This window comes from Cohnella ginsengisoli, assembly GCF_029525555.1.
GTDB lineage: Bacteria > Bacillota > Bacilli > Paenibacillales > Paenibacillaceae > Cohnella > Cohnella ginsengisoli.
The window spans coordinates 648,358-672,659 of record NZ_JAPDHZ010000003.1 but is presented as its reverse complement, the minus strand read 5'-3'; the positions used below and the strand labels follow the sequence as shown (position 1 = coordinate 672,659).

Below are 24,302 nucleotides of genomic sequence, written 5' to 3'. Positions count from 1 at the left end.
GGAAGCTGCATTGTCGCTGTTTAACCTAAGATTGTCCGAAGTGCACGACAGGCTTCATCATAGAGACTTGTCCGTTCGGGAGCTCGTTCAGGCTTCCGTTGCCCGAATTTCAGAGACGGACGCGAAAATCGGCGCCTTTCTGACGCTGAACGAAGAAGGCGCGCTCGCCCAGGCCAAGGCCATGGACGCATCGGGCGCGGCCGAGCGGGGGCTGCTGTACGGACTGCCCGCAGGGATCAAAGACAACATCGTTACCGAAGGTCTTCGCACGACCTGCGCAAGTCAATTTCTGTCCAACTACGACCCGATCTACGACGCGACCGTCGTGGAGAAGCTCAAAGCTGCCCAGTCCGTCACGATGGGCAAGCTGAACATGGACGAATTCGCCATGGGCGGCTCCAACGAGAATTCCTCGTTCCAGCTGACGCGCAATCCTTGGGACACCGAGCGCGTGCCCGGCGGTTCGAGCGGCGGCTCGGCAGCGTCCGTCGCAGCCGGCCAAGTTTATTTTTCCCTTGGCTCCGATACCGGCGGATCGATTCGCCAACCCGCCGCTTATTGCGGCATCGTCGGATTGAAGCCGACTTACGGCCTCGTTTCGCGTTACGGCCTGGTGGCCTTCGCGTCGTCGCTCGACCAGATCGGTCCGCTGACCAAAAACGTCGAGGATTCGGCATACGTTCTTCAGGCGATTGCAGGTCACGACAAGCGCGACACGACGTCGGCGAACGTCGAGATTCCCGATTATACGGCAGCGCTGACCGGCGACATCAAGGGCCTTCGCATCGGCGTAGCCAAGGAATACCTAGGTGAAGGCATCGATCCGCAAGTAAAGGCGCGCGTCATGGAGGCGCTCAAGACCTTTGAAGCTCTCGGCGCCGAATGGGAAGAAGTATCCCTGCCGCATACCGATTACGCGATCGCTACTTATTATTTGCTGGCCTCGTCCGAAGCATCCTCGAACCTCGCGCGGTTCGACGGCGTCCGCTACGGCGTCCGAGCGGAAGATCCCGCCAATCTACTGGACCTTTACAAGAAGTCCCGCAGCGAGGGCTTTGGCCCCGAAGTCAAGCGACGGATCATGCTGGGCACGTACGCGCTCAGCTCGGGCTACTACGATGCTTACTATAAGAAGGCCCAGCAGGTCCGCACGCTCATCAAGCACGATTTCGATCAAGCGTTCGAGCGCTTCGACCTCATCGTGGGACCTACGGCGCCTACGACGGCGTTCCGCATCGGCGAGCAGGTCGGAGATCCGCTCACGATGTACCTGAACGATATTTGCACCATCCCGGTGAGCCTTGCAGGCGTGCCGGCGATCAGCGTGCCCTGCGGTCTGGCGGACGGCCTGCCCGTCGGACTTCAGATCATCGGCAAGCCGTTCGACGAATCGACCGTGCTCCGCGCGGCCCACGCCTTCGAAGGCATGACCGAATTCCACAAGCTGCGCCCGGCGCTCTAATAGGAGGAACAACCACTCATGTCCACCGTATCCCCATACGAGACGGTCGTCGGCCTCGAAGTGCACGTGGAGCTGCACACGAAGACGAAGATCTTCTGCGGCTGCGAGACCTCGTTCGGGGCGTCGCCTAACAGCCATACGTGCCCCGTTTGTCTCGGCCATCCGGGCGTGCTGCCCGTTCTGAACCGCCAGGCGGTCGAATACGCGATGAAGGCCGCCATGGCCATCAACTGCGAGATTGCCGACTGGTGCAAGTTCGACCGCAAAAACTACTTTTATCCCGATTCGCCCAAGGCTTACCAGATCTCCCAGTACGACGAACCGATCGGCTCGAACGGCTGGATCGACATCGAGGTGAACGGGCAGTCGAAACGAATCGGCATCACCCGGCTTCATCTGGAAGAGGATGCGGGCAAGCTGACGCATATGGACGGCGGCCTCGGCTCGCTCGTCGACCTCAACCGCGTCGGCACGCCGCTCGTCGAGATCGTATCCGAGCCGGACATCCGATCCCCTGAAGAAGCGAAGGCCTATTTGGAAAAGCTGAAGGCGATCATGCAATATTGCGATGTATCCGACGTTAAGATGGAAGAAGGCAGCCTACGCTGCGACGCCAACGTCAGCATTCGCCCTTGGGGCCAGGAGAAATTCGGCACGCGTACCGAGCTGAAAAACATGAATTCGTTCCGCGGCGTGCAGCGCGGCCTTGAGTATGAAGTCATGCGTCAGTCCGACGTGCTGGACAGCGGCGGGAAGGTCGTACAGGAGACGCGACGTTGGGACGAGTCGCAGGGCAAGACGTTCAGCATGCGCTCCAAGGAAGAGGCGCACGACTACCGTTATTTCCCCGATCCGGATCTCGTAAGGGTGCAGATCGACGCGGAATGGAAGGAACGGGTTCGCGCTTCGATTCCCGAGCTGCCGGACGCGCGACAAGCTCGCTATACGCAGGAGTACGGCTTGCCTTCCTACGACGCCGGCGTCATCACGTCCTCCATGAAGCTGGCCGACTTCTTCGAGGAATCGCTGAAGTATACCGACGACGCCAAAGCGTCGGCGAATTGGATTATGGGCGATCTGCTCGGGTACTTGAACGCGAACAATCTGGAGATCCAGCAGGTGCCCATCACGGGCCAAGGACTAGGTGAGATGATTCAGCTCATCGCCAAGGGGACAATCAGCTCCAAGATCGCCAAGACCGTCTTCAAGGCGATGCTGGAGTCCGGGAAGCTGCCGCAGCAGATCGTCGAAGAGCAGGGGCTCGTGCAGATCAGCGACGAAGGCGCCATCCTGACGATCGTCGACCGGATCGTCGAAGCCAACCCGCAGTCGGTCGAAGACTTCCGCGGCGGCAAAGACAAGGCGATCGGCTTCCTCGTCGGCCAGATCATGAAGGAGACGAAGGGCAAGGCCAATCCGGGCCTCGTCAACAAACTGCTCATGGATCGTCTGAAGAATTCATAAGATTGGCTAAAGGCGGCATACCCGACAGCAGGGAAGCCGCCTCTTTTAAAGCGTTCACGAGGAGTTGGAGCGGATGCCAACGATTGAGCGGCTGGACCTCACTATCCATGACAATGCCAGCGATCTCTGGCGTCTTCAGCACGCCGCTTACCGGATCGAAGCGAAGCTGATCGGCGTTCCCGATCTGCCTCCTCTGCACGATACGACCGCTTCACTGCAAGCTTCGGAGGAGACGTTCTGGGGGTACAGAGACGGGGACGGAGAGCTGATCGGCGCGATCGCGGCCGAGATTGCCAAGGACGGCTCGGGCGTCATCAGCCGGATGATGGTGCACCCCGACCACTTTCGCCAAGGAATCGCGGGAGCGCTGATCTCGCATATGATGCATGCATGGGATCAAGTCGCTGTATGGGAGGTCACGGCCGAAGCGCGCAACCTTCCCGCGATCGCGCTGTACGAGAGATACGGCTTTGAGGCGGTCGACACGTTCCATCCCCGGGAAGATATAACGATGATCACCATGAAGCTGCGAGCCAAGACCTAAGTCGGGCATCCCTCCCCCGACGGGAAGCCGTTGCCGCTTCAGGCGATCCGCTAGTAAAATGTGACTTATAAGGCGTGATACTGATTTGGACAATCCATGGGTAATCGACGACTGGCACCTGATGCTTCGCCTTCTGCTGTCCGCGTTGCTCGGCGCTTTGATCGGCTACGAGCGCGAGCGCAAAAACCATGCTGCAGGCTTACGAACGCATACGCTCGTCAGCTTGGGCTCCTGTTTAATCATGCTGCTCTCCATCTACGGCTTTTCCGAATTCACCGGGCAGTATGGCGTGAACCGGGACCCGGCACGGCTTGCCGCACAGGCGATCACGGGCATCGGCTTTCTCAGGCGCCGGCACGATTTTATTCACGGGCAAGTCGATCAAAGGCTTGACGACGGCTGCGTCGCTGTGGGTCGTCATGGCGATCGGTCTTGCGGTGGGAGCCGGCTTTTACGTGGGCGCGTCGTTTACGGTTTTTTTTGGCGCTCGCGGTGCTGTGGGGGCTGAACGTCGTCGAAAAACGATACGTCGCGCATCCCAGAGAGTTTTTGTTCACCATGTCGGCGCAAGCCGATCGGGAGCTCACGGAGCCGATTCGTCTGCTGCTGGAAACGAAGGATGCCAAGCTGATCAAGGTTCAGTTCGACGAGAGCGCAATCGAGACCAGGGGTGAGGGCAGCATCCGGATCCGGCTGACGATCCGGCTCGGCGATCCGCTGCAGGCGGTCTCGCTAGCCGAACAGCTGCGCAGGCTAGAAGGCATTCGGACCGTGTCCGCGGAGTAGCGCCAAAATTGATGTCGGGGGATGAATGATGAATAACGAGAACCAAGATTGGCAGCAGCCGCAGGGACAGCCGTCCGATACCACGCAGGCTTCCGGGGAAACCGTCTGGACCGATCCGGGCACCCTGCCGTATCCCCCGGGCTACGAGCAAAGCGCAGCGGCATCGATCCGCAAAAAAGAAGAGCAAGTTCCTGGCGGGACTGTTTGCTTTTATTTTCCCGGGGACCGGCTACATGTACTTAGGGCTCATGGGCAAAGGCGTCATGATGATGCTGCTGCTCGCGCTCAACATTTGCGGCGTCGTCTTCGTCGTCCAGGAGATGGAAGGGAATGTGCTGACCGTCGTGCTCGTCAGCCTGCTTCTGCCGATCATTTACTTGTACAATATTTTCGATACGCTGCAGAGCGCCGAGGCCGTTAACGAACGGATCGCTTCGGGAGGCTACCTTTATCGCCAACCGCCTTACGGCTGGGACGGGCGTCCCGCTTCCCGCGCCGAAGGCGACTCGCGTGCGTTCCCTGCGCTCAGCCTCGTGCTGCTGGCAGCAGGCGCGGCCATTCTGCTCGGGTCGTCCAACATTCGCTGGCTGTTCCATTCGGCGGGTGCGATGATCGGCGCGATCGTATTGATCGGTGCCGGCGCTGCGCTCTGGTTATGGGAAAACCGGGGCCAGCAGGGCCGCAAATCTTGAAGATTAGGAAGGGCCGTCACCCTCGTGGCGGCCTTTGCCATTGACAGCGCCTTTTTAAACCGCTTAAAATATAATTTAACCCGAAGGAAAGGCTGTGAGGAGCATGGAAACCCGGATCTATCATGCCGTGGACCAGCTCAAATCCGGAGGCGTCCGGATGACGCCGCAGCGTTACGCGATACTAAAGTACTTGATGGAGTCTACCTCGCATCCGACGGCCGACGATATTTTCAAGTCGTTGTCCCCGGCATACCCCAGCTTAAGCGTGGCTACCGTCTATAACAACCTGAAGCTGTTCGTCGACGCCGGACTGATTCGGGAGCTGACTTACGGCGACGATTCCAGCCGTTTTGACGCGGATTTGTCCGATCATTATCATGCCATCTGCACCGGATGCGGCGCGATGGTCGATTTCGATCACGATCCGGTGGTAGAGGTTGAACGCGCGGCCGCAGAGCGTACGGGGTTTCTCGTGCAAGGACACCGTATGGAGATTTACGGTCTATGCCCCTCTTGCCATGGGCGGGTGTCCTGATTTTTTCTATCGACTTGACGAATATGAGCATAGATCGCGCCGGACATCCGGCGCGTTTGTTATATCGCGGGCAAATATTGGTCGAAACCTCTGACGCTTTTCGTTCGTCCTTTTATAGAGTAGAAATAGGAGAGTGAGAGATTGCAGACGACGATGATAGGCGGACGCGGCAAGCGGCGCAGAAAAATGACGCCGATCTTAGGCCTCTTGCTACTGTTTTGCCTTTCCGCCGCGGCAGCGGCATTCGCTTGGTGGTCATCCCAACCGAACCGGGCTCACGAAAAGCCTGATTACATGGCCAAAGCGAATCCGATTATGAACAAGGGAGACTGGACCGGCGATTATGCGATGGGCGAAGGAGATGGACTATGGATCCCGCTTCCGCTCGCCAAAGAATTGATCGGAGACGGCGTGCGTTATGAGGCGGAGACAGAGTCCGTTATTTTAACCTCGGATACGACCGTGCTTCATTTTAAGACAGGCAAGCTGGGCGCGACGCTCAACGCTAAGCCTTTTAATTTGAGTTTTGGCGCCAAAAAAGACGGAGGACGGAACGCTTTATCTGCCGTTTGCGCCGCTCCAGCAGCTCTTCGGATTAACGGCCGTGACGGATGCGACTTCGGGCATCGTTACCTTGACGCAGCCGGGGCTGGCCATTCAGAAAGGCGAAGTGCGGGCGAGCGGCAAAGACGCCAAACTGCGCAGCGGCGCGGGCAAGTCGAATCCGATCGTGGAGGAGCTGCAGGCGGGATCTACCGTCGTGGTGTGGGGAGAAGAAGAGGGCTGGTATCGCGTTCAATCTTCCGATGGTTTTCTTGGTTATGCGAGCAAGCGGGACATCGCGCTGGTCGGCGTCGAGGAGACGGCTTCAGGCGCCGTTACCGAACAGAATGAACCATACGTGCCTTGGAAGGTGACCGGCAAACGCATCAACTTGACCTGGGACGCGATTTATAACGTTCTGCCGGATCCCGCGAAGATCGGAGACTGGAACGGCGTCAATGTCGTCAGTCCAAGCTGGTTTTCGCTAACGGACGGCAAGGGCAATATTCATAGCAAAGCCGACGCGGCCTATTCTGCTTGGGCACGGAACAAAGGCATGCAGATATGGGCAATGTTCGGCAATTCTTTTGAACCGGATATGACGCACGATGCGCTCTCCACGTATGCTTCCCGCAGTTCGATGATCCAGCAGCTGATCGCATACGCGCGAACCTTCAGGATACAGGGCATTAACCTCGATTTTGAAAACGTATATACGAAAGATAAAGACAATCTGATTCAATTCGCTCGCGAGCTCACGCCGCTTATGCACGAGCAGGGTTTATCCGTGTCGATCGACGTGGCGCCGAAGTCCAATAGCGAGATGTGGTCGGCCTATCTCGATCGGGGTCGCCTCGCCGAAGCCGTCGACTATTTGGTGTTGATGGCGTACGACGAGCATTGGGCCGCGAGCCCCGTGTCCGGTTCTGTCGCTTCGCTGCCATGGACGGAAAACGCCATTACGAAGATTTTGAAGGAAGACGGCGTAGCGCCAGGTCAATTGATCCTTGGCGTTCCGTTTTACACGAGAATATGGACGGAAAAGACCGACGATAAAGGAAAAGTCGAGGTGTCGTCCAAGGCCATCGGAATGGACGCAGTGCAGCAGCTGATCGAAGACAACAAGCTGACGCCTTCTCTTTCCGAAGAGACGGGACAGCACTACGTCGAATTCAAAGAAAACGGCGCACTGCAGCGTATTTGGCTCGAAGACGAAGCCTCGGTTCAAGCGAGGGTGCAGCTCGTCAAAAAGTACAAGCTGGCCGGGGTGGCTTCCTGGAACCGCGCGTTTGCGTCGGATGGCATTTGGAGCGTGCTGGACAAGGCTTTGCAAAGTTATCCGTAAGTCTCCGCGATTGATTGCAACAGAAAGGGCGCTTGCCGCGAGATACGGCGAAGCGCCCTTTGTTATGCCGTCGTCGACGGAGATGATTCGCGTTCCTTCCCGATCGAATCGTTCGTCGCCTGGGAGGCATCCCAAGTCAGGATCGTGTGGCAATACATGCACCGGTCGGTTTTACCGAGCATTTTCGTACGCTTGCCGCACTCCGGACATTCGATGACCGGCGCGCTGGTGGATAACATGCCGACCCAGAAATAGATGAACATGCTCGCTCCGCAGGTGAGAATTCCGATGACCATAAAGATCGCGGCGATGATCTTCCCGACTTGCCCGAACAGAATGATGCCGCTTGTCCCGAGCACCATGAGTCCCATCCCGCCGAGCACCAGCAGCAGGCCCCAAGTTCGCAACGTCGATATTTTGCTGGCCTTCATTTTCATTGCCTGATTGCCCCCATGATCTTAATTCGCCTATCGGCAGGAAACTTGCGCCCGGCGTAGAATTAAAATAAATTGTCGAGCTATTCCTCGAATAGAGATATCTCATTATAGCCTACAAATAGCAGGCAAGCCACTTCAAAGCCTGACTACGGTGGTGAAATTTCATGAAGCGTCTCGAAGACACCAATCTATTTTATACGGCACTGTTCGGCTCCGATGAGCGACTCTGCGGGCTATTGCTCGTGAAGAACCTCGAAGGCTCCCCTTCCTTGATCGGCGGGATGGATCGTCTGATCCTTGCTCTGTACGAAGACGGTCATATCGAAGGCAAAGCGCCTGAGGAGCATTGGAAGTGGAGCGACATGACGATCATGGTGCGCAGATCGACGCCCGAGCGTCTTAACGCCTGGATCGCGGGCGGCGAGCATTGGCAGCCGTTTTTTCAGTGGCTCACCAACGGCGAAGTGTTGTTGGACAGGGACGGTTATCTCGCCAACACGCGGGATAGACTCGACCGTTGGCCTGAACAGCTGCGAGAGAGACGTCTCATCAGCGAGTATTCGCGATTTTTAGGCGCATACCTTGAGGCGAAGCAGAATTTGAAAGACCAACACGCGATGGATGCGTATACGAATATATTGGCGGCGCTGAATCATTGGGCCCATATCGCTATTATAGAAGAAACGCTCCATCCTGAGCCGAGCGTATGGGAGCAGGTAAGACGCGTAAACCCGGGTATTTTTAAATTGTACGACGAATTGACCTCAAGCGGGGAAACGATGGAGCAACGGGTGAATCTCGTGATCCTTGCCGTAGAATTCGCCGTGCTGACCAAGATGAAGACCTCATCGTCGCTGCTTCTGCGCATTTTGCAAAGCCGCCCGGAACCTTGGAGCCTGTCCGAGCTGCAGGATCATCCGGCGCTTTCGGATCTCCATCTAGAACTGACTCCATTGCTCCGCAAGCTCGCGCATCGGGGCTATGTGGCTGAGACCACGAGAGGGGTCAAGGAACATGGCCTTCATTTGCTCGATCTGCGCTATACCGCGTCCGGTTTCGAATAATTGCATAGATAACGAAGCGAAGCCCTCCTCTGAGGGCTTCTTTTAACGAATAAACCATTTACGTTAACAATGCGAAGCAATAATGGCGACTCGATCGGCATTCAATGCGCACGACATGCATATCGCGCCGCTTGCGAGATGACCAAGGGAAAGCTATAATCTTTCTTGTTGATAACGATTATCATTATCGTAAATGAGGAGCGGATCTTAATGTGCCGAAATTCTTCCCATATGCAGCATTTGCTGTTTCACCACTCCGCGGTCCGAACGCTTGAAGATCGCAGGCTTCTTATTTCTCCGGCGGGCCGCGGTCTTTGGCGTTCGTCCGAAGAGGAAGGATGGGAAGCGTTCATGGAAGGAATTCCGCAGAAGGTTCACGTCAATCGTCTCGAGCCGGCTTCCGGTAATGCGATAGTCGCTTGCACGAACCATGGTCTATTTAGACTAAGCGACGACCGGTGGTCCGATCTGCGTCTGCCGTTTGTCTGTTATGCATACAAAGAAATCGGCGATATCGGGTTTGCGGCGACGGATCGAGGGCTGTGGTGCCTTACGGAGAAGGGATGGAGAAATATCGGATCTACCGAAAATCCGGTATACGATTTGTTTGCTACGCCTCACTTTATCTTTTTGGCTCTGCCTTGGGGAATTGCCATGTACGATCGTCTGACCTGTGCGTGGGAGCAATTCGCGCTAAAGACGGCGATCGTCCGCTTGGCTGCGATGGATGGAGCGCTTCTGGGGATCGCCGAAAGCGGGGAGATTGCGCTTGGGGATTTGAAAGGCGGCTTCGACCGGTTCCGCATGCCCGGCATATTCGCTTTTAACGCAGTTCGGCTGGGACAAAGCCTTTTCTTTTGCACGGATCGGGGCCTGTACAGAGCGGCGAAGCTGCGCGGCCAGTTTTCGCTGTTATCCGTATCGTTAGGGTGCCCGGTGACAGATGTGGATCTACTTAAAGGTCAGCTGCATATGGCGACGCTCAACGAAGGTATTCAGACCATTCCGTGGAGTTAAAACAAAGCTCAAAATAAATCGATATTGGTGTTGACTGGGCATGGACATCTGTGATAAATTAGTTCTCGCCGCCTTCGACAGAAGGATGCGGCGAACGGCAGCGAAAAAGAAAATGCCGAGCGGTTTAAAAAAATGCTTGCATTGAACTGGACTGCTGTGATATATTATTCAAGTCGCCGCTGAGAGGCCGCCGAGCAAGAGGCCGAGAGCGAAGACAAGATTGCTCCTTGAAAACTGAACATCGAGCGTTAAAACAAACGGACGCTGAAGCCTTTCGGGGCTGAAGCAAAAGTTATACCAGCAATGAAATGAGCAAGTCGAACTACCTATGCGTCTTTTGACTATCGTCGTTTCTAACGAAACGTCTTTCGTCAAAAACGCTATTATGGAGAGTTTGATCCTGGCTCAGGACGAACGCTGGCGGCGTGCCTAATACATGCAAGTCGAGCGGATCTTGTTTGCAGCTTGCTGCAAACTTGGTTAGCGGCGGACGGGTGAGTAACACGTAGGCAACCTGCCCCAAAGACCGGGATAACATTCGGAAACGAATGCTAAGACCGGATAGGCAGCCGGGTCGCATGACCGGGCTGAGAAACACGGTGCAAGCTGTGGCTTTGGGATGGGCCTGCGGCGCATTAGCTAGTTGGTGGGGTAACGGCTCACCAAGGCGACGATGCGTAGCCGACCTGAGAGGGTGAACGGCCACACTGGGACTGAGACACGGCCCAGACTCCTACGGGAGGCAGCAGTAGGGAATCTTCCACAATGGGCGCAAGCCTGATGGAGCAACGCCGCGTGAGTGAGGAAGGCTTTCGGGTCGTAAAGCTCTGTTGCCAGGGAAGAATAAGGATGAGGTAACTACTCATTCGATGACGGTACCTGAGAAGAAAGCCCCGGCTAACTACGTGCCAGCAGCCGCGGTAATACGTAGGGGGCAAGCGTTGTCCGGAATTATTGGGCGTAAAGCGCGCGCAGGCGGTCTTTTAAGTCTGGTGTCTAAGTGCGGGGCTCAACCCCGTGATGCACTGGAAACTGGGAGACTTGAGTGCAGAAGAGGAGAGCGGAATTCCACGTGTAGCGGTGAAATGCGTAGAGATGTGGAGGAACACCAGTGGCGAAGGCGGCTCTCTGGACTGTAACTGACGCTGAGGCGCGAAAGCGTGGGGAGCAAACAGGATTAGATACCCTGGTAGTCCACGCCGTAAACGATGAGTGCTAGGTGTTGGGGGGGGTCCACCCCTCGGTGCCGAAGTTAACACATTAAGCACTCCGCCTGGGGAGTACGGTCGCAAGACTGAAACTCAAAGGAATTGACGGGGACCCGCACAAGCAGTGGAGTATGTGGTTTAATTCGAAGCAACGCGAAGAACCTTACCAGGTCTTGACATCCCTCTGACCGGTCTAGAGATAGACCTTTCCTTCGGGACAGAGGAGACAGGTGGTGCATGGTTGTCGTCAGCTCGTGTCGTGAGATGTTGGGTTAAGTCCCGCAACGAGCGCAACCCTTGGATTTAGTTGCCAGCACTTTGGGTGGGCACTCTAGATCGACTGCCGGTGACAAACCGGAGGAAGGCGGGGATGACGTCAAATCATCATGCCCCTTATGACCTGGGCTACACACGTACTACAATGGCCGGTACAACGGGCTGCGAAGGAGCGATCCGGAGCCAATCCTACCAAAGCCGGTCTCAGTTCGGATTGCAGGCTGCAACTCGCCTGCATGAAGTCGGAATTGCTAGTAATCGCGGATCAGCATGCCGCGGTGAATACGTTCCCGGGTCTTGTACACACCGCCCGTCACACCACGAGAGTTTACAACACCCGAAGCCGGTGGGGTAACCCGCAAGGGAGCCAGCCGTCGAAGGTGGGGTAGATGATTGGGGTGAAGTCGTAACAAGGTAGCCGTATCGGAAGGTGCGGCTGGATCACCTCCTTTCTAAGGAGCCCTTCGGGGCAATACGAAGTCCGTGGCTTTAACGCTCGAGTTCAGTTTTGAAGGAGAAATCCTTCAGTGCGTACCGCACGAACGCGTTTCTAGCGAAACGCTGCCTCTTGCGGCACGGACGAGACGATCTTCGATCGCTCGTTTGCACCTTGAAAACCGGATAGCGAAACGAAAATGCGCAAATTAGAAATTCTCATGCAATGCCTTGTGTGGTTTAGCCGACAGGTTAAGCTATTAAGGGCGCACGGAGGATGCCTAGGCGCCAGGAGCCTAAGAAGGACGCGGCGAACAGCGAAATTGCCTCGGGGAGCCGTAAGCAGGCTTTGATCCGGGGATGTCCGAATGGGGAAACCCGGCTGGGGTCATGCCCAGTCACCTATGCAGTGAATCCATAGCTGCATAAGGAGGCACACCCAGGGAACTGAAACATCTAAGTACCTGGAGGAGAAGAAAACAAGAGTGATTCCGTCAGTAGCGGCGAGCGAAAGCGGATTAGCCCAAACCTGAGAGCTTGCTCTCAGGGGTTGTGGGACGTCTCACATGGAGTTACAAAGGGATAGGTTAGGCGAAGAGATCTGGAAAGGTCCGGCATAGAAGGTAAAAGCCCTGTAGCCGAAAGTCTATCCCCTCCGAGACGGATCCCGAGTACCGCGGGACACGAGAAACCCCGTGGGAATCCGGCAGGACCATCTGCCAAGGCTAAATACTCCCTGGCGACCGATAGTGAAGCAGTACCGTGAGGGAAAGGTGAAAAGCACCGCGGGAGCGGAGTGAAAAAGAACCTGAAACCGTGCGCTTACAAGAAGTCAGAGCCCGATCTAGGGGTGATGGCGTGCCTTTTGTAGAATGAACCGGCGAGTTACGTTTACGTGCGAGGTTAAGTCGGAGAGACGGAGCCGCAGCGAAAGCGAGTCTGAATAGGGCGCTTTAGTACGTAGTCGTAGACCCGAAACCGGGTGATCTACCCCTGTGCAGGGTGAAGGTGAGGTAACACTTACTGGAGGCCCGAACTCGTGAGCGTTGAAAAGCTCTGGGATGACGTGGGGGTAGGGGAGAAATTCCAATCGAACTCGGAGATAGCTGGTTCTCCCCGAAATAGCTTTAGGGCTAGCCTCGAGATTTAGCATCATGGAGGTAGAGCACTGATTGGGTGCGGGGCCCGCCAAGGGTTACCAAGTCCAGTCAAACTCCGAATGCCATGGATGTATGCTCGGGAGTCAGACGGCGAGTGCTAAGATCCGTCGTCAAGAGGGAAAGAGCCCAGATCATCAGCTAAGGTCCCCAAGTGTGTGTTAAGTGGGAAAGGATGTGGAGTTGCGAAGACAACCAGGATGTTGGCTTAGAAGCAGCCACCATTTAAAGAGTGCGTAATAGCTCACTGGTCGAGTGACTCTGCGCCGAAAATGTAACGGGGCTAAACACACCACCGAAGCTATGGCATGTACACTTTGTGTACTTGGGTAGGGGAGCGTTGAATGCGGGTTGAAGTCGGACCGAGAGGACCGGTGGACTGCATTCAAGTGAGAATGCCGGTATGAGTAACGAAAAGACAGGTGAGAATCCTGTCCGCCGAAAGCCTAAGGGTTCCTGAGGAAGGTTCGTCCGCTCAGGGTAAGTCGGGACCTAAGGCGAGGCCGAAAGGCGTAGTCGAAGGACAACAGGTTGAAATTCCTGTACCACCGTAATCCGTTACGAGCGATGGGGGGACGCAGGAGGGCAAGAACGCGAGCTGATGGAATAGCTCGTCCAAGCAGTGAGGGGTGTGTGTAGGCAAATCCGCACACTAATACCTTGAGCTGTGATGGGGAGGGAAAATTACAGTACCGAAGGTTCCGTGCTCACGCTGCCGAGAAAAGCCTCTAGCCAGGAGAAGGTGCCCGTACCGCAAACCGACACAGGTAGGCGAGAAGAGAATTCTAAGGCGCGCGGAAGAACTCTCGTTAAGGAACTCGGCAAAATGACCCCGTAACTTCGGGAGAAGGGGTGCCTCGGTAGGGTGAATAGCCCGAGGGGGGCCGCAGTGAATAGGCCCAAGCGACTGTTTAGCAAAAACACAGGTCTGTGCGAAGCCGTAAGGCGAAGTATACGGGCTGACGCCTGCCCGGTGCTGGAAGGTTAAGGGGAGCGGTTAGGGGCAACCCGAAGCTGTGAACCGAAGCCCCAGTAAACGGCGGCCGTAACTATAACGGTCCTAAGGTAGCGAAATTCCTTGTCAGGTAAATTCTGACCCGCACGAATGGCGTAACGACTTGGGCGCTGTCTCAACGAGAGATCCGGTGAAATTTTAGTACCTGTGAAGATGCAGGTTACCCGCGACGTGACGGAAAGACCCCATGGAGCTTTACTGTAGCTTGATATTGAACTTGGGTACGGTCTGTACAGGATAGGTGGGAGCCTAGGAAGCCTGAGCGCAAGCTTAGGTGGAGGCGCCGTTGGGATACCACCCTGATCGTATCTAGGTTCTAACCTGTCACCGTGAATCCGGTGAAGGGACCGTGTCAGGCGGACAGTTTGACTGGGGCGGTCGCCTCCTAAAGCGTAACGGAGGCGCCCCAAGGTTCCCTCAGAATGGTTGGAAATCATTCGAAGAGTGCAAAGGCATAAGGGAGCTTGACTGCGAGACCTACAAGTCGAGCAGGGACGAAAGTCGGGCTTAGTGATCCGGTGGTACCGAATGGAAGGGCCATCGCTCAACGGATAAAAGCTACCCTGGGGATAACAGGCTTATCTCCCCCCAAGAGTCCACATCGACGGGGAGGTTTGGCACCTCGATGTCGGCTCATCGCATCCTGGGGCTGAAGTAGGTCCCAAGGGTTGGGCTGTTCGCCCATTAAAGCGGTACGCGAGCTGGGTTCAGAACGTCGTGAGACAGTTCGGTCCCTATCTGTCGCGGGCGTAGGAAATTTGAGAGGGGCTGTCCTTAGTACGAGAGGACCGGGATGGACGCACCGCTGGTGTACCAGTTGTTCCGCCAGGAGCATCGCTGGGTAGCCAAGTGCGGGAGGGATAAGCGCTGAAAGCATCTAAGCGCGAAGCCCGCCTCAAGATGAGATTTCCCAGTATGTAAGACCCCTTGGAGAACACGAGGTTGATAGGCTCGGGGTGTAAGCACAGCAATGTGTGTAGCTGACGAGTACTAATCGGTCGAGGGCTTATCCTACGGTTTGCTTATCGAGCAGACCACGGCAAGCCACACAGGCAAGAGAATTTCTAAGCGTAGGTTCGTTTCGCATCCGGTTTTCAGGGCGCAAGCTCTGTAAAGCTGCAAAGCTGATTGGCTTATGCCAAACAGTAGGTCTGGTGGTAATGGCGGAGGGGTCCCACGCGTACCCATCTCGAACACGACCGTTAAGCCCTCCAGCGCCAATGGTACTTGGACCGCAGGGTCCTGGGAGAGTAGGACGTCGCCAGGCCGAGCAGCACAATTTCATATATATTCCCTGATAGCTCAGTTGGTAGAGCACTCGACTGTTAATCGAGTTGTCACAGGTTCGAGTCCTGTTCGGGGAGCCATCATGGAGAGATGTCCGAGTTTGGTCGAAGGAGCACGATTGGAAATCGTGTAGGCGTCACAAGCGTCTCGAGGGTTCGAATCCCTCTCTCTCCGCCAGTTTCTTACTTGCATGCGGCCCGTTGGTCAAGCGGTTAAGACACCTCCCTTTCACGGAGGTAACGGGGGTTCGATTCCCCCCACGGGTCACCATCTTTAAGAAGCCTGAATCAGAAAAATATTTTGATAAAGGGCTTGCATGAATAAGGCGATATCGGTTATGATATGAAACGTCGCCCAAATAGTAAGACTTACTAACGACGCGGGGTGGAGCAGCCCGGTAGCTCGTCGGGCTCATAACCCGAAGGCCGCAGGTTCAAATCCTGCCCCCGCAACCAACTTTATCCCGGAGTTATCCGAGATCCCACATGGAGCTGTGGTGTAGAGGCCTAACATGCCTGCCTGTCACGCAGGAGACCGCGGGTTCGAATCCCGTCAGCTCCGCCATTTTCTTTCTTCGTAAGATTGTAAAATGGCTCGGTAGCTCAGTTGGTAGAGCAGAGGACTGAAAATCCTCGTGTCGGCGGTTCGATTCCGTCCCGAGCCACCATCTGAGTAATGCCATATGGTTATGCCGTTGTAGCTCAATTGGTAGAGCAACTGACTTGTAATCAGTAGGTTGGGGGTTCAAGTCCTCTCGACGGCACCATTTGTTTTACAGTCATGGAGGATTAGCGAAGTGGCCAAACGCGGCAGACTGTAAATCTGTTCCTTCGGGTTCGGTGGTTCAAATCCATCATCCTCCACCATTTTTACCTTAACATTATAGGGGCATAGTTTAAAGGTAGAACAGCGGTCTCCAAAACCGTTAGTGTGGGTTCAATTCCTGCTGCCCCTGCCAATGAAACTCTATAATATGGCGATCGTGGCGAAGTGGTTAACGCATCGGTTTGTGGATCCGACATTCGGGGGTTCAATTCCCCTCGATCGCCCCATCTTTACCTTATTGGGGATTAGCCAAGCGGTAAGGCAACGGACTTTGACTCCGTCATTCCTAGGTTCGATCCCTAGATCCCCAGCCATTTTGCGGAAATAGCTCAGTGGTAGAGCATCTCGTTGCCAACGAGAAGGTCGCGGGTTCGAATCCCGTTTTCCGCTCCATCTAAGTTCTTGGCGCCATAGCCAAGTGGTAAGGCAGAGCTCTGCAAAAGCTCTACCCCCAGTTCGAGTCTGGGTGGCGCCTCCAACTTCATATTCGCGCCCTTAGCTCAGCTGGATAGAGCGTTAGACTACGAATCTAAAGGCCAGGAGTTCGAATCTCTTAGGGCGCGCCATTTTTTATTAAGTCGAAAATTTAATCATGCCGGTGTGGCGGAATGGCAGACGCGGCGGACTCAAAATCCGCTTCTCGAGAGGGAGTGGGGGTTCGAGTCCCTTCACCGGCACCATAACTACTTATTCAAGAAATTTATGATTTCTTGTTTTTTTTATTTTCATAGAGTAAGTACCGACAGACGATCGCTCTTCGATCGCCTGTTTTTTTGATAGAGAGGCTCATATCGATTTGTCGCATTTGGAAGCCTATAAGTATAATAATCGAAGCGTCATCGGTCGCGACCCGAGCGCTAGACGACAGGTTGGCGTTCCTTCGGATCGCCGCGCCATCCGGAATCTCGCTGAGCAGTCCGCGGAGCAAGTCGGGCGTCCGTTCCCGCCTGGCCAGCAATTCTACTCCGTCATGAGCGTAGCGGCTAGCGGATGCTGGACGGATGAAGAAGCCTATTTGCTCACCGTTCGACCGATCGATACATCTATCATACGGACTTATCGTGCCCATACGGTGGAGAAGCGCTGCGAATCTCTTATACATGCGAATACAATCTGTTCGGACCGAAGGAACTGACGCTTGAAGGCAAGGCAGAGACAGATGCAAGAAGATAAATTCAACGCTTGTTAAGTTAGTCACAGCGCAGCTGCGCCCTCTTGCCTATAATGAAGCAAAGAAGCCGGCCGAAGCTAAATAGCCTCGCGCGGCAGCAGTTTAGGGGGCGTTGGCATGGATTATGTGAAGCCGGGTCAGATGTTGGAGAGCTTGATTGCATTGGGGGAAACAAAATCCAAGTTGCCTGTGACGCAAAAGCTCGTACGGAGCGGATTGGCGGGCGCGATACTCGGATGTGCGACGACCCTAGCCCTCACCGCTTCCGTGCAGACGAACATGCCGATCGCAGGCGCCGTCTTGTTTCCCGTCGGGTTCGTCCTTATCCTGCTGCTGGGCTTAGAGCTCGTAACCGGAAGCTTCGCGGCGCTTCCGCTGGCCGTGCTTAAAGGACGGACGAGCGCGGGCAAAATGGCCTCGAGCTTCGCATGGGCACTCATCGGGCACGTGATCGGCGGAGGCCTATACGCGGCGTTATACACGATGGCTATCACGAAGATGGGCCACGATATGAGCAACCCGCTCGTGCAAGCGGTCATCTCGGCGGCGGAAGGCAAGACGAATGCCTATATCCATCTGGGTGGCGACGGCTGGATGCTGGCTTTCGTCAAGGCGGTGCTTTGCAATTGGATGGTCGCGCTCGGCGTCATCATGAGCTTGTCCTCCGCGTCGACGATCGGCAAGATCGCGGCGATGTGGATGCCGATATTGCTGTTTTTCGGACAAGGCTTCGAGCACTTGGTCGTCAATATGTTTCTATTGCCTGCGGGCCTTATGCTAGGCGCTAACTATTCATTTGCCGACATGCTCGTGTGGAACTGGATTCCGGTATTGTTGGGCAACTTTGCAGGCGGAGCGATATGTACGGGATTGCTGTTCTACCTGGCCCATCGAGAGAGGACTGCAGAGCGGGCAAAATAGACAGTTAGCTACGATAACGAGCATGGAAAAATGCTACAGCGCATAGCGAACAGGAAGAGGGCCGGAATCCGCATTCCGGCCCGTTTATATTCAACCCGCATCCAGACTTGGAGGCCTATACTGCACAGAGCGCCAGCAAAGGAGAAGTCCGATAGCAAGGCGGCATTTCCATATCCCGTAGGAACCGATGCAACAGCTCTATGCTTTAAGTATGCACATGGGGCGGCACCTTTTTTACCTTTGTCGCCTCGTTTAGGCGAGCGCCAGTTTTTGACTTTGTTCCAGGCATTCGTGATGGAGTGCGTATACTTTTTGCATTCCGGCTTGTTCTTGCCTTCACGGTCGAATGCGAGCGTCGCGTTGACCTCGCCGCCCAGCACGACGATGATGCTGCTGATGTAGAGCCAAGTGAGCAGCACGATGACGCCGCCCAGACTGCCGTACGTTTTCGTGTAGTTGGCGAAGTTGCTGACGTAAAAGGCGAACAGTCCCGATGCGACGATCCAGCCGATCGTCGCGACGAGGGCGCCCGGCAGCACTTCCTTAAATTTCAGATGCCGGTTAGGCACGTATTTGTACATGGCCGTGAATACGAGCGCGATGATGGCGATCGGAATAACGAACTGCGCCACGGACCATACTTCGTCGAAAAAATCGGGAAGCGCAAACGTCTTAAAAATCCACTGGCCGAGCCAACGGCCGAATACGAGCAAAGCCAAGCTGCTGAAAATAACGAGCGTGAGGACGATCGTCACGATAACCGACAGACCTTTCACCTTCCAGAACGGACGGGTCTCCGGCTCGTCGTAAGCTTTGTTCAGCGCACGGATGATGGCATTGATGCCGCTCGAGGCCGACCACAGCGAACCGATGATCCCGAAAGACAGCAGCGCGCCGCTGCGGTTTTCTTGTATGTTTTTGATCCAATCTACAAGCACCTGGCTGTTCGATTGCGGCAACACCTTGTTCAGGGCGTCCAGCAGGTCCCAGGTCGTGAACGGCGTGAACCCGATCAAGGCGATAAGGAAAATCATGAAGGGAAATATCGCCAGGATTAAGTAATAAGTCAACTGGGCGCCCATCGCGGGCACTTCGTCATCCTGAAAGCGGCAGTACAGATTTTCGGCAAAGCGCAACGTCTTTTTTTTCGTTTTTTTTGTCCATCGTCCTTTCCTCCTTGCCTGGGTAAGGGATCGACCGCCGCAACGAGACGACGGTCGATCGTGATTCGCGGCCTCAAGACGATTAGGATTGCTGCGCCAGCTTCACGAGCATATGCGCAAGCTTGTGCCGCTCGTCCTGATCGCCGACCTTCCACAGTTCCTGCAGCAGATTCTCCTCGGCGTTGCGGGGATCTTCATGCTGGGCCAGATAGTCCGCGACTTTCTCCGCGACCTGCGCAAGCTGCTCCTCGGACAAGCCGAGCGACTCGCCAAGCGCGATACGCTTGTTCAAGTAGCTTTTGAACGATTCGAAGTTGCTGAGGATCTCGTCCTTTTTTCGGAGCGTCCATTCTAGAGATCGTATCGCCCACTTTGGACGTGTCGATTCGCTCTTCCTTATCGATGATATGCGGGGTTTCGTTCATTTTGAATACCTCCTTTGAAAGTTAATGTCATTGTGCGCCATCCGCCGGACATTCTATCCGCACCGCCGCGAGGCGGTCGGCAGAAAGCCTGCCCGGATTACTTCCTATTGTCCAACTTGACCGCCGATGAAACCGAAGTACAATGAGGAAATGGGAAAGGGGCGAGGAACGGATGCGTTTAGAGGATGGCGAATGGCTGGAACGGCACAGCCGGTTGCTCATGGACAGCTACCTCAATTTAACAGGGAAATCGTTGATTGATGCGAATTTGGAGCCACGCGCGGCCGAGCTGCTATACGAAGCGCCGTTCGCGCTGTTGTCTCACGGGACGGAGGCGGATCCGGTGCTGAACTACGGCAACCGAACCGCGCTATCGCTATGGGAAATGAGCTGGAAGACGTTTACCGGGATGCCGTCCAGGCTGACGGCGGAACCTCTGGAGCAAAGCGTCAGGGAAGCCTTTATGGAGAATGTCAGACAAAAAAGGATATTCCGACGGATACGAAGGCGTCAGAATCTCGGGCAGCGGCAAGAGGTTCCGTATCGAGCAAGCCGTGGTCTGGAACCTCATTGACGAAAAAGGAGCGTACCGAGGCCAGGCGGCGATGTTTCCAAGCTGGACTTGGCTATAAAAAAAGGCTCGGCCCTGGGTAACGGGACCGAGCCTTTATTAATAGAAATCAGAGTGCGCTGCCGCCGAACAAAAATCGCTTTTCCCAAGTCGTGCCGTCGATCATGTCGATACGAACGCCGCCGCTGTCCTTCGAATAAGTTTGCAGCATCTTGCCGTTCCCCAGGTACAATGCAACATGGGTAATTTCCGCATTCGACTTGACCGAATCGCCGTAAGCCGAAGCCGACGCGCCGCGATAGGACATGAAGAACATCAGGTCTCCTCGATTAAGCTCCCGCCAATCGCGCGAGACGGCCCCTTTATTCTTGACATAAACGCCTTGGCGCCGCGAATCCGAAGGCAGCTCGATCCCATCCGCATTGGAGAAAATCCATTTGACGAAGTCCGAGCAGTCGAACGTCGAGTCGGTGCTCCGGTCGGAACCGTACTCGTAAGGCGTTCCTATATAACGCATGCCTTCTGCAATAATCCGTTCAACGTCGGATGCCGAAGCGGTCGAACTGCCGGCTGAAGCATCGGTCTCGGGGGAAGTGTCTTCCGAAGTCCAGGCGGAGCCGATGTCCGGCGCATCGGCGGCAGAAGCGAAAGCTGCCGGCATAGCCGTCCATATGGCCGAAGCCGCGAGCAAGCCGGCCGCCCCGACCATCAAGCGTTTACGTAACATCCAAACACCTCCCGTTCATGGTATAGACAACGCTAACATAGACCGGTGGCCAAAGGTACCCGCAAATGTTGGCACCTTAAGACCGTGCCGGCCCCCGACTGCAGTCCAGGGCCAATTCCGTGCGCGGGTCCGTTATCCGGAGGCGTCCGAACGTTTACAATGAGTTTGTGAGGTAAAGCAAACAGGAAACGACGCAAAGGGGTGAGACGAGTTGAAAAAGAACAGTGGTTGGGCAGTGGTGCTGATCGCGTTGGGCGTGCTTCTACTCTTCGGAAAGCTGGGTCATTTGGTCGGATGGATCATCGGCCTGCTCATTCCGATCGCGATCATCGGTCTCGGCGTGATGGCTTGGCGCAACGGTTACAGGCTGATCGGCATCGTCATCGGCATCATCGGCGGCTTCATGCTCCTGGGCAAGCTGTCGGTCGTAATCTTCTGGGTCGCGGCGATCGGGCTGATCGTGCTGGGCATATCGATGCTAAGCGGCAAAACGGGTCGTACCCGCAGATGGTAAGCAAAGGAGGTTATCCATAACAATGAGCGTAGTCAAACGAGTGCGGGATATAACGGTCGCAACGCTGAACGAAAGGCTGGACAACGCGGAGGACCCCGTTAAACTCATCGATCAGTTTCTCTGGTCGACGCATCAAGAAATCTGCCAGTGCGAGGTGCTGCAGCGGCAATACGCCGCCCACACCGACCAGATGCACAAGCAGTTGAAGGACGCGCAGCTATGGGCGCAGCGCCGCGAGGAACAAGCGCTGACCGCGCTGAAGGCAGGCGAGGAAAACGCCGCGAAGCTGGCGCTGGCCGACAAGGTCGCCCATGAAGAACGGGCGGAGCGCTATCAAGGCTTGTACGAGCAGAGCCGCGGCGAGTTGCTGGAGCTGGAGCAGCTGCTGCAGGAGCTGCGGGACGAATACCGCAGCGTGTACGACCGCAGGCAGTTTTACATCGCCCGCATGGAGTCGCTGAAGCTGCAGCAAAGGCTGAACGCCCGCTTCGCACCCGGGAGCGCCGATCCTTCGCAGATGTTGCGCAAGGTGGACGACCGGCTCACGGACATGGAGCTGGAGACCAAGAGCCTCAGGGATTTGCGGCGGATGGGCCAGGAGCTCGTCTACCAGGCCGGCACGGTGGTCTCTCAAGCCGTGGACCGCGAATTGCAAAATTTGAAGCGCAAGCTGGAACAAGGAGGAGGGTAAACGATGCGCAAGCTGTATAGATCGACCCGCGACCGCAAGCTGTTCGGGGTGTGCGCGGGACTCGCCGACTACCTCGGCGTGGACGCAACGCTGCTTAGAATCCTGCTCGTCATCGTGACCGTCTTCTCCGGCGGCACCGTGCTGTTCGTCTATATCATCGCCGGGTTCATCATTCCCCGCGATTCGGACTTCGGCGGCGGCAGCGCCTTCGGCGGTCCGCATGCCGGCCATGGCGGCTGGGCGCCCCCCTCCACAGCACGGCGGTTGGACGCCTCCCCAACAACGTCCGCCGGCACCGCCCGCTTCCTCCTGGAACGCCGGCGGCGCATGGCCCGGTCCCGGACCTGCCGCCCCGGCAGCCAGGCCCGCTCCGCAAACGGCCGCTCCATCCTCGCAGGCATCGTCGACGCTCGACGCGATGATGGAGGATATCGAGAAGAAGGCGCTCAAGAAGGAAATCGAAGAACTGAAGGCCCGCATCACCAAATTTGAACAACAATCGAAGGGAGAATAATACAATGGGCGTATTTCAAAGAATGAAGGACATGACGAAGGCATCGGTGCACGAACTGCTGGACAAACTGGAAGACCCGGTCGTAATGCTCAACCAGTATATTCGCGACATGGAAGTGGAAATTCGCGACGCCGAAGTGACGGTAGCGCGACAGATGGCGGCAGAACGCCGGCTGAAGCAGCGCCTTGACGAGGCGGTTCGCATCTCCGCGGAGCGCATCGGCCAAGCCGAGCAAGCGCTGCTCGCCGGCAACGAGGGCATCGCCCGCAAGCTGCTCGAAGAGAAGGTCTACTACGAAGGCCAGGCAAACAGTCTGCAAGAGCTGCACAGCCAAGCGAGCGCGCAGGTCGCCGAGCTGACCGGCCAGCTGCACGAGATGAAGGAAGAATTCTACAAGCTGCGCAACAAGCGCAACGAGCTCGCCGCCCGCGCCCAAATGGCCAAGGCGCGCAAACAGCTGGCGCAAACGAGCCAGACGCACACGATCGAGAGCGGCAACGCTTCCCGCGGCTTCTACCGGATGGAGGAAAAAATCCTTCAGATGGAAGCCGAAGCCGATGTCGCCCGACTGCCTGGCGCGCCGTTCGGCGGCGTATCCGTCGCACCTTCCTCCGTCGATCCGGCCAAGGCCATGAAGGTCGACCAAGAGCTGGCCGCGCTTAAGAGCCGCATCGCGCCTCCTTCCGAATCGGCCGAATAAGGAACGTCGACTGGCGGCATTCACGCCGCAGGAAACATGTGGTATGCTAGCAAGGATGCTCGCCGAAGGCCATAACGGACGATCCCGTCCGTTATGGCTTTATCCGCGATAATAAGGCAATAGGCCGCAGCGCAGACGATCGTACGGAGAGGAGGCGGCCGATATGAAGAACCTGAACTTGTCCAAAAAAGTCGCTGGTGTTCATCGCCGCCGGACTCTATCTAGCCGTCGGCGCCATCGCGGGCTTCGCGACGGTTAACGCGGCCATTCTTCTGTGGCTGGGCATCGAGCGTTATCGGCAGGACCGAAGCCGGCTGTCGGTCGCGGTCATCGCCGTCAGCGCCATCGTGCTGGTCGTCAACCAGATCGGACTCGTGCTCGCGATCGGACTGATCCTCGCGGCGATCTACTTTTTTGCGCGTACGGCCGTCCGACCGCGTCGGCTTCGTCAGCAGGCCGAGGCTCATTCTCAACATGAGGCAGGATCGGCCCGGTTGGGTGCTTCGTTCGATGGGCTGCTGGCATCTGTACGGCGAGGTCAGGCTGGACCTGACCGGGGCGGTGCCCGAGGAAAACGCGACGAACGTCGTCTTGCAAGGCATCGTCGGCGATATTGAGATCGTCGTCCCCGAGGACTACGGGGTGCAGGTCGAGGCCAACGTGCTGCTCGGACAGGTGACGGTCGACGGTCAAGGGGACGGAGGCATGATGCGGCGCATGTCGTGGAGCTCGCCGGGCCTCGTGAGTCAGGATCAGCAGATCAAACTGCAATTCAATTATATTGTCGGCAACATTCGCATCAGGCCGATCTAA

The 24,302-nt window shown here is 56.2% G+C and carries 21 protein-coding genes, 15 tRNA genes, 3 rRNA genes and 2 pseudogenes; 36 read left to right on the top strand and 5 right to left on the bottom strand.

The features are described 5' to 3' along the window. The first annotated feature begins 10 nt into the window (after positions 1–10). The 8 genes and pseudogenes from gatA to OMP38_RS14290 all read left to right on the top strand — a co-directional run bounded on the left by gatA (position 11) and on the right by OMP38_RS14290 (position 7,371). The gene (gene gatA, locus OMP38_RS14325) at positions 11–1,462 is read left to right on the top strand and encodes an Asp-tRNA(Asn)/Glu-tRNA(Gln) amidotransferase subunit GatA (protein WP_277565735.1); all 1,452 of its coding nucleotides are present in this window, start codon (positions 11–13) and stop codon (positions 1,460–1,462) included. Between the two features lie 18 nt (positions 1,463–1,480). Then, positions 1,481–2,926 carry an Asp-tRNA(Asn)/Glu-tRNA(Gln) amidotransferase subunit GatB gene (gatB, locus tag OMP38_RS14320; RefSeq protein WP_277565734.1) on the top strand — a complete coding sequence of 482 codons (1,446 nt, stop codon included), beginning with the start codon at positions 1,481–1,483 and terminating at the stop codon, positions 2,924–2,926. Between the two features lie 73 nt (positions 2,927–2,999). After that, positions 3,000–3,470: a GNAT family N-acetyltransferase gene (locus OMP38_RS14315; RefSeq protein WP_277565733.1), complete on the top strand. Its 471-nt coding sequence runs from the start codon at positions 3,000–3,002 to the stop codon at positions 3,468–3,470. An 85-nt stretch (positions 3,471–3,555) separates the two neighbouring features. Continuing rightward, a pseudogene (locus OMP38_RS14310) lies at positions 3,556–3,929 on the top strand (MgtC/SapB family protein); the annotation flags it as partial. Next, positions 3,903–4,256 carry a hypothetical protein gene (locus OMP38_RS14305; RefSeq protein ID WP_420869652.1) on the top strand — a complete coding sequence of 118 codons (354 nt, stop codon included), beginning with the start codon at positions 3,903–3,905 and terminating at the stop codon, positions 4,254–4,256. The pseudogene OMP38_RS14310 and the gene OMP38_RS14305, both read left to right, overlap by 27 nt. Before the next feature lie 233 nt (positions 4,257–4,489). Continuing rightward, on the top strand, positions 4,490–4,948 hold the full coding sequence (locus OMP38_RS14300; protein ID WP_277565732.1) for a hypothetical protein: 459 nt from the start codon (positions 4,490–4,492) through the stop codon (positions 4,946–4,948). Positions 4,949–5,051: 103 nt separating this feature from the next. Further along, a complete protein-coding gene (locus tag OMP38_RS14295) occupies positions 5,052–5,483 on the top strand; it encodes a Fur family transcriptional regulator (protein ID WP_277565731.1) in 432 nt (143 codons plus the stop codon). 604 nt (positions 5,484–6,087) lie between these two features. Further along, positions 6,088–7,371 carry a glycosyl hydrolase family 18 protein gene (locus OMP38_RS14290; protein ID WP_277565730.1) on the top strand — a complete coding sequence of 428 codons (1,284 nt, stop codon included), beginning with the start codon at positions 6,088–6,090 and terminating at the stop codon, positions 7,369–7,371. A gap of 62 nt (positions 7,372–7,433) precedes the next feature. On the opposite strand, the gene OMP38_RS14285 is transcribed toward OMP38_RS14290, so the two are convergent. Beyond that, on the bottom strand, positions 7,434–7,808 hold the full coding sequence (locus OMP38_RS14285) for a DUF2614 family zinc ribbon-containing protein (RefSeq protein ID WP_277565729.1): 375 nt from the start codon (positions 7,806–7,808) through the stop codon (positions 7,434–7,436). Between the two features lie 164 nt (positions 7,809–7,972). Between OMP38_RS14285 and OMP38_RS14280 the strand changes: the two genes are divergently transcribed. The 21 genes from OMP38_RS14280 to OMP38_RS14180 all read left to right on the top strand — a co-directional run bounded on the left by OMP38_RS14280 (position 7,973) and on the right by OMP38_RS14180 (position 18,184). Continuing rightward, positions 7,973–8,872, top strand: coding sequence for a nucleotidyltransferase-like protein (locus OMP38_RS14280; RefSeq protein ID WP_277565728.1), 900 nt, complete (start codon positions 7,973–7,975; stop codon positions 8,870–8,872). A 351-nt stretch (positions 8,873–9,223) separates the two neighbouring features. Then, the gene (locus OMP38_RS14275) at positions 9,224–9,889 is read left to right on the top strand and encodes a hypothetical protein (RefSeq protein WP_277565727.1); all 666 of its coding nucleotides are present in this window, start codon (positions 9,224–9,226) and stop codon (positions 9,887–9,889) included. Between the two features lie 382 nt (positions 9,890–10,271). Further along, a 16S ribosomal RNA gene (locus OMP38_RS14270) occupies positions 10,272–11,825 on the top strand. Positions 11,826–12,058: 233 nt separating this feature from the next. Further along, a 23S ribosomal RNA gene (locus OMP38_RS14265) occupies positions 12,059–14,994 on the top strand. 136 nt (positions 14,995–15,130) lie between these two features. Next, a 5S ribosomal RNA gene (gene rrf, locus OMP38_RS14260) occupies positions 15,131–15,247 on the top strand. The 16S, 23S and 5S rRNA genes sit together here with 15 tRNA genes alongside, the layout of an rRNA operon. A gap of 24 nt (positions 15,248–15,271) precedes the next feature. Beyond that, positions 15,272–15,347, top strand: a tRNA-Asn gene (locus tag OMP38_RS14255). 4 nt (positions 15,348–15,351) lie between these two features. Further along, a tRNA-Ser gene (locus OMP38_RS14250) sits at positions 15,352–15,444 on the top strand. A gap of 17 nt (positions 15,445–15,461) precedes the next feature. Continuing rightward, a tRNA-Glu gene (locus OMP38_RS14245) sits at positions 15,462–15,537 on the top strand. Between the two features lie 108 nt (positions 15,538–15,645). After that, positions 15,646–15,722: transfer RNA gene (locus tag OMP38_RS14240), tRNA-Met, on the top strand. 32 nt (positions 15,723–15,754) lie between these two features. After that, a tRNA-Asp gene (locus OMP38_RS14235) sits at positions 15,755–15,831 on the top strand. 27 nt (positions 15,832–15,858) lie between these two features. Further along, positions 15,859–15,934, top strand: a tRNA-Phe gene (locus OMP38_RS14230). A gap of 23 nt (positions 15,935–15,957) precedes the next feature. Then, positions 15,958–16,033: transfer RNA gene (locus OMP38_RS14225), tRNA-Thr, on the top strand. 16 nt (positions 16,034–16,049) lie between these two features. After that, positions 16,050–16,133: transfer RNA gene (locus tag OMP38_RS14220), tRNA-Tyr, on the top strand. Positions 16,134–16,151: 18 nt separating this feature from the next. Then, positions 16,152–16,225, top strand: a tRNA-Trp gene (locus tag OMP38_RS14215). 18 nt (positions 16,226–16,243) lie between these two features. After that, positions 16,244–16,319: transfer RNA gene (locus tag OMP38_RS14210), tRNA-His, on the top strand. A 12-nt stretch (positions 16,320–16,331) separates the two neighbouring features. Further along, positions 16,332–16,406: transfer RNA gene (locus OMP38_RS14205), tRNA-Gln, on the top strand. Between the two features lie 4 nt (positions 16,407–16,410). Then, positions 16,411–16,485 (top strand) — tRNA-Gly (locus OMP38_RS14200). Positions 16,486–16,496: 11 nt separating this feature from the next. Further along, positions 16,497–16,570, top strand: a tRNA-Cys gene (locus OMP38_RS14195). Between the two features lie 11 nt (positions 16,571–16,581). Beyond that, positions 16,582–16,658: transfer RNA gene (locus tag OMP38_RS14190), tRNA-Arg, on the top strand. Positions 16,659–16,686: 28 nt separating this feature from the next. Continuing rightward, positions 16,687–16,772, top strand: a tRNA-Leu gene (locus tag OMP38_RS14185). A gap of 608 nt (positions 16,773–17,380) precedes the next feature. Then, positions 17,381–18,184 (top strand): formate/nitrite transporter family protein, encoded by an 804-nt coding sequence (locus OMP38_RS14180; protein ID WP_277565726.1) that lies wholly within the window; start codon positions 17,381–17,383, stop codon positions 18,182–18,184. Between the two features lie 8 nt (positions 18,185–18,192). On the opposite strand, the gene OMP38_RS14175 is transcribed toward OMP38_RS14180, so the two are convergent. Further along, on the bottom strand, positions 18,193–19,320 hold the full coding sequence (locus OMP38_RS14175; RefSeq protein WP_277565725.1) for a YihY/virulence factor BrkB family protein: 1,128 nt from the start codon (positions 19,318–19,320) through the stop codon (positions 18,193–18,195). Positions 19,321–19,429: 109 nt separating this feature from the next. Then, positions 19,430–19,697, bottom strand: a pseudogene (locus OMP38_RS34700) (DUF3243 family protein). 247 nt (positions 19,698–19,944) lie between these two features. Between OMP38_RS34700 and OMP38_RS14165 the strand changes: the two are divergent. Both OMP38_RS14165 and OMP38_RS35850 read left to right on the top strand, forming a co-directional pair. After that, entirely contained in the window at positions 19,945–20,346 is a 402-nt protein-coding gene (locus tag OMP38_RS14165; RefSeq protein WP_420869651.1) for an MEKHLA domain-containing protein, read from the top strand. Beyond that, positions 20,327–20,404, top strand: coding sequence for an MEKHLA domain-containing protein (locus OMP38_RS35850; RefSeq protein WP_420869692.1), 78 nt, complete (start codon positions 20,327–20,329; stop codon positions 20,402–20,404). The genes OMP38_RS14165 and OMP38_RS35850 overlap by 20 nt, the downstream gene beginning before the upstream one ends. Before the next feature lie 48 nt (positions 20,405–20,452). Here OMP38_RS35850 and OMP38_RS14155 read toward each other — a convergent pair whose 3' ends face one another. Next, the gene (locus OMP38_RS14155) at positions 20,453–21,070 is read right to left on the bottom strand and encodes a C40 family peptidase (protein ID WP_277565723.1); all 618 of its coding nucleotides are present in this window, start codon (positions 21,068–21,070) and stop codon (positions 20,453–20,455) included. Between the two features lie 211 nt (positions 21,071–21,281). On the opposite strand from OMP38_RS14155, the gene OMP38_RS14150 reads away from it, so the two are divergent. The 4 genes from OMP38_RS14150 to OMP38_RS14135 are packed head-to-tail and all read left to right on the top strand — an operon-like array spanning position 21,282 to position 23,489. Next, positions 21,282–21,584, top strand: a complete 303-nt coding sequence (locus tag OMP38_RS14150) for a hypothetical protein (RefSeq protein WP_277565722.1) — start codon at positions 21,282–21,284, stop codon at positions 21,582–21,584. A 22-nt stretch (positions 21,585–21,606) separates the two neighbouring features. Beyond that, the gene (locus tag OMP38_RS14145) at positions 21,607–22,275 is read left to right on the top strand and encodes a PspA/IM30 family protein (protein ID WP_277565721.1); all 669 of its coding nucleotides are present in this window, start codon (positions 21,607–21,609) and stop codon (positions 22,273–22,275) included. A gap of 3 nt (positions 22,276–22,278) precedes the next feature. Then, on the top strand, positions 22,279–22,767 hold the full coding sequence (locus OMP38_RS14140; protein ID WP_277565720.1) for a PspC domain-containing protein: 489 nt from the start codon (positions 22,279–22,281) through the stop codon (positions 22,765–22,767). Positions 22,768–22,793: 26 nt separating this feature from the next. Next, positions 22,794–23,489 carry a PspA/IM30 family protein gene (locus tag OMP38_RS14135; protein WP_277565719.1) on the top strand — a complete coding sequence of 232 codons (696 nt, stop codon included), beginning with the start codon at positions 22,794–22,796 and terminating at the stop codon, positions 23,487–23,489. A 221-nt stretch (positions 23,490–23,710) separates the two neighbouring features. On the opposite strand, the gene OMP38_RS14130 is transcribed toward OMP38_RS14135, so the two are convergent. Next, positions 23,711–23,965: a hypothetical protein gene (locus OMP38_RS14130; protein ID WP_277565718.1), complete on the bottom strand. Its 255-nt coding sequence runs from the start codon at positions 23,963–23,965 to the stop codon at positions 23,711–23,713. Here OMP38_RS14130 and liaF point away from each other — a divergent pair. Beyond that, positions 23,964–24,302, top strand: coding sequence for a cell wall-active antibiotics response protein LiaF (gene liaF, locus OMP38_RS14125; protein ID WP_277565717.1), 339 nt, complete (start codon positions 23,964–23,966; stop codon positions 24,300–24,302). The genes OMP38_RS14130 and liaF overlap by 2 nt on opposite strands.